The sequence below is a fragment of the Neobacillus sedimentimangrovi genome, from assembly GCF_010614825.1.
Classification (GTDB): Bacteria; Bacillota; Bacilli; order Bacillales; family Cytobacillaceae; genus Neobacillus; species Neobacillus thermocopriae.
Genome location: NZ_JAAFZF010000088.1, coordinates 1 through 4129 on the forward strand (window position 1 = coordinate 1; position 4129 = coordinate 4129).

A 4129-nucleotide genomic window follows, 5' to 3' on the forward strand; every position below is an offset into this window, starting at 1 on the left:
TCCCTCCATCTATCTGCTTCATTTACTCTGTACCACCTTCGGCAGTAAGGACTTTGTCTTGTTATGCAGACTCATCCAGTGGTACCTAGCCTTATATGAAGTTCGTGTTCCTCAGACCGAAGGTTTGCCGCCCGCTTCCTTCAGATTCCATGTCACCACGGACACCTTTGCGCTAAGCTAACCATTACTACTGCCTTCATGGCTCGGGACTTTCACCCTATAGACTACACCCATGCCGGGCGCACATAAAAAAAGACCCTTTTAGAGTAATGGGTCTTTTTCTCAAGATAAAAACATATATTTTCGCCATCGAGAAGTGTTAAGTGTAAGCGCCTAGTATTGAGTTACACTACAAAGTGGATTTCGCCAACATATACAACACACCCAAAAGCGCTTGCGTAAGGGAGAAAGTTTATATATTTCAAGTTTTCATTTTTTGCAACCGAAATTCTTTTGGTGAGACTCCGGTCGTTTCTTTAAACATCCGACTAAAGTAATTTGAATTTTGATAACCAACGAGTTTGGAAATTTCTTTGATTGGCTTACTTGTTTCGATTAATAGTTTTTTAGCTTCCTTCATCCTTATTTTAGTCAAAACATCTTTAAAACTGAGACCTGTTTTAGTCATCAAAAGATGACTAAAGTAAGAAGGATTCCGTTCCACGTATTCAGCAACATCCTTGAGTTTCAAATTGCTTTTTGAATAATTCGTCTCAATATACGTAATTCCACGTTCAATGGGATCTTGTGTTACATTTTGTATATTGGACTTGGCCCCTTCAAAGATATTTTGTAAAAACAAAATGAAATTTTGAACGGTACGATAAAGGACCGTGTCGTATAAAATGGAATTGAAAATATGATGGTATTCCTTCTCATAAGCAAGATTTTCATCCAATTGATACGTTTTCATGAATCTTCGGACTTGAGCCAGTATGCTGGTTAATCTAATTCGAACTAAACCTGGGTCAGGATAGGGCATCGTTAATTGTAGAAACTCATCATAAAGCCAGTCCTTTATTTCTTCCAAACTAAAGTTGTGAAGCATTTCAATCCAGGCTTGCTGTTCAGGTGGCGCCAGAAATGGGTCTCGCTGAACCCATTTTGGTGATTCGTTAAATGCTACGACTTGTCGGTAACCTTTGTAATAGGTTATTTCCAACATTTTTCGTGTTTCTTTGTATTTTTCATATAAGGTCATCTTAGAAGATTTGTCTATTTGTACAACGATAGCAAGCGGTTCAGAGTACTCTTCCTCCCAGCGCCTTAACGCTTTTTGACATTGCTCCGTTACATTAGTACAATGCTCCATAAATAGTAAAATAACCATATCATTCAAACCAAAAATTCCTCGAACATCTTTAAAAGGATATTCTGACAAAAATGAATAAAGCGTACGAAGAGCATCTAAACTCTCAGTCTTGCATGCTGCAACAAAGTAATTTTCCTCTGTAGCCGCACCTGGTAAAAAAAGTGATTCAAAAGACATCTCTTTGTACGAATTTGAATAAATACTTTTATTCTGTGAATGAGGAACTGTTAGTTTTCTAGAAGCCTTTTGTAAAGCAGATTTCACTCTTTTGGCAGAAAAAGGCTTTATCATTAAATCTAAAGCCTGCAAATCAACCGCTAAACGTGCCTTTTCGAATGTTGCTTCGGCACTTGTTAAAAGGAGAATAGGTTCATAGATTTGTATTAAGTCACGAAAATTGGACCAATCTTCTTTTCCAATCATATCTAGTTCGATTAACACGATATGTGGTACTTCTCTCTCAAAAACATTTCGAAATTCCTGGAAATCTGATGCCATAAAAATGCTCGTAACTGGAATGGAGGACGTTTTGAGCAGCCACTTTAACCCCTCACGTTCATTTAAATCCCGATCTGCAATCAACCATTTTCCTTCCATGAAGCTTCCCCCGTTTAACATTGCCATTCTTTTTTTTATTGTAGCATATGGGGAGATACTCCATAATTTTTTTGGACATTTTCTAGAATAAATGTAATAAAATTCCCCACTTACATTCTTTAGAAAATTAAAAAAATAAAGAAACAATTCACTGTTGCTTATAGTACAATGGAAATAGATGGTTCTTTTTTCACAAACTTAACTCATCCGTATAAATAAATTGGAAAAGCGAAACGAATATATAGCAATGGTTTTGTTTACTAGATTGAAACCCTGCTAATGATAATGAAGGGATGAATACCTAGTGGAGAATTAGCCGAAAAAGGAGTTGATGGCTAATCTAACTTTAGATTAATTGAAGGATAAGAAAGATAAATGTTGAACCATATTGGGGGGGAATTTTATGAGCCGGATGTCAAAACAAGAAAAAAGCTGGGTGTTTTATGATTGGGCCAACTCTGCCTATTCAATTCTTATAACGACGGCTGTATTTCCATTATACTTTAAGGCTGCCGCGTCAGAAGCTGGATTGGCAGGATCTGCTTCAACGGCTTATTGGGGTTATGCGAATTCGTTTGCAACATTGTTAATTTCCATTTGTGCACCTGTATTAGGCAGTATTGCTGACTTTAAAGGGTTTAAAAAGCGGTTTTTTACCTTTTTCTTTGCGTTAGGGGTTATCTTCACCTTCATGCTGGCGATTGTGCCAAATAATCAATGGTTGTTTCTATTAATCTGTTATATTCTGACTGTTATTGGATTTGGTGGTACCAACATATTTTATGACGCTTTTCTAGTGGATGTCACCAGTGAAGATCGGATGAACAAAATCTCATCGATTGGTTTTTCTATGGGCTACATTGGGAGTACTATCCCTTTTATTCTTGGGATCGCATTAATCATTTTCGCTCAACAGAACATTTTTCCCCTCTCCGTTACAGTAGCAAGCCAAATCGCTTTTGCCATTACAGCCCTTTGGTGGGGGTTATTTACCATTCCTATGTTAAAAAATGTGAATCAAGTATATTATAAAGCTCGAGTTTCAAACCCGATCTCTAACAGTTTTAAACAGCTGTTTAGAACCATTAAAAAAATTAAACTATACCGCCCATTATTTTTATTTCTACTAGCTTATTTCTTTTATATTGATGGAGTTCACACCATTATCACGATGTCTACTGCTTACGGCTCAGATTTAGGAATCGATTCAACCAATCTATTAATCATTTTGTTTGTAACACAAGTGGTTGCCGCCCCTTTTGCCTACCTTTATGGAAGATTTGCTGATAAATACAAAGGGAAAAATATGCTGCTTATTGGTATTTTCGTCTATATCATCATCTGTACTTATGCATATTTCCTAAAAACAACTTTGGATTTCTGGATATTAGCCATGCTTGTAGCTTCATCCCAAGGAGGCATTCAAGCACTAAGTCGCTCTTATTTTGCCAAGCTAGTTCCAAAAGAAAATGCCAATGAGTTCTTTGGCTTTTACAGTATCTTTTATAAATTTGCTGCCATCTTGGGGCCGTTTTTAGTAGGGCTCACAGCCCAAATTACTGGAAACACCAATAGCGGTGTGTTCAGTTTAATCGTTTTATTTATCATTGGGGCGATCATTTTGATAAAGGTTCCGGAAACAAATCAACTATCACCGTCAAATTCGTTTTCTTCGCTAGATCAATAATGGAGAAAATACCTTGTTTACGTTAATAAAACACTCAAGTGAGCATAGACTAACCTAGTTAAATGGGACAATAAAAAACACCTTCGAAATGGTATAATCAATAAAATACTATTCGGAGGTGTTTTTGTGTGGGCAAAAACGTATATTCAAGTGAAGTAAAGTGGGCAGTTATTAAAGATAAGATGACTGGAGAGCTTTCAAATAGGGAAATAATGGAGAAGTACGGGATAAAGAATGTATCCCAAATTAAAACTTGGATGAAATGGTATAGAGAGAATCAAATTTATCGTTTAAATCAACCAATAGGCAAGCAATATTCTTATGGACATGGACTAGAATGGAAAAGTGAAGAAGATAAACGGAATAGTCAAATTGAACAGTTAAAAATGGAGAATGAAATATTAAAAAAGTATTTAGAACTGAGAAAGGAGTTGAAAAAGAAGTAGTTCTTCGATTAGTGGAGAAGTTTCGAGGAAAATATACGGTTACAGCTGTTTTACAGGCATTAGGTGTGGCTAGATCTACTTATTATC

3 protein-coding genes are annotated in these 4129 nt (G+C 36.3%); 2 read left to right on the forward strand and 1 reads right to left on the reverse strand.

Annotated features, from left to right (window positions below; genetic code table 11):
* Positions 1-421: 421 nt before the first annotated feature.
* On the reverse strand, positions 422-1909 hold the full coding sequence (locus GZA11_RS16090; protein WP_163184386.1) for a helix-turn-helix domain-containing protein: 1488 nt from the start codon (positions 1907-1909) through the stop codon (positions 422-424).
* Positions 1910-2312: 403 nt separating this feature from the next.
* Between GZA11_RS16090 and GZA11_RS16095 the strand changes: the two genes are divergently transcribed.
* Positions 2313-3596: an MFS transporter gene (locus GZA11_RS16095; RefSeq protein ID WP_163184387.1), complete on the forward strand. Its 1284-nt coding sequence runs from the start codon at positions 2313-2315 to the stop codon at positions 3594-3596.
* Between the two features lie 128 nt (positions 3597-3724).
* Complete coding sequence (locus GZA11_RS16100; RefSeq protein ID WP_163184388.1) at positions 3725-4042, forward strand: transposase; 318 nt, start codon at positions 3725-3727, stop codon at positions 4040-4042.
* The last annotated feature ends 87 nt before the right edge of the window (positions 4043-4129 follow it).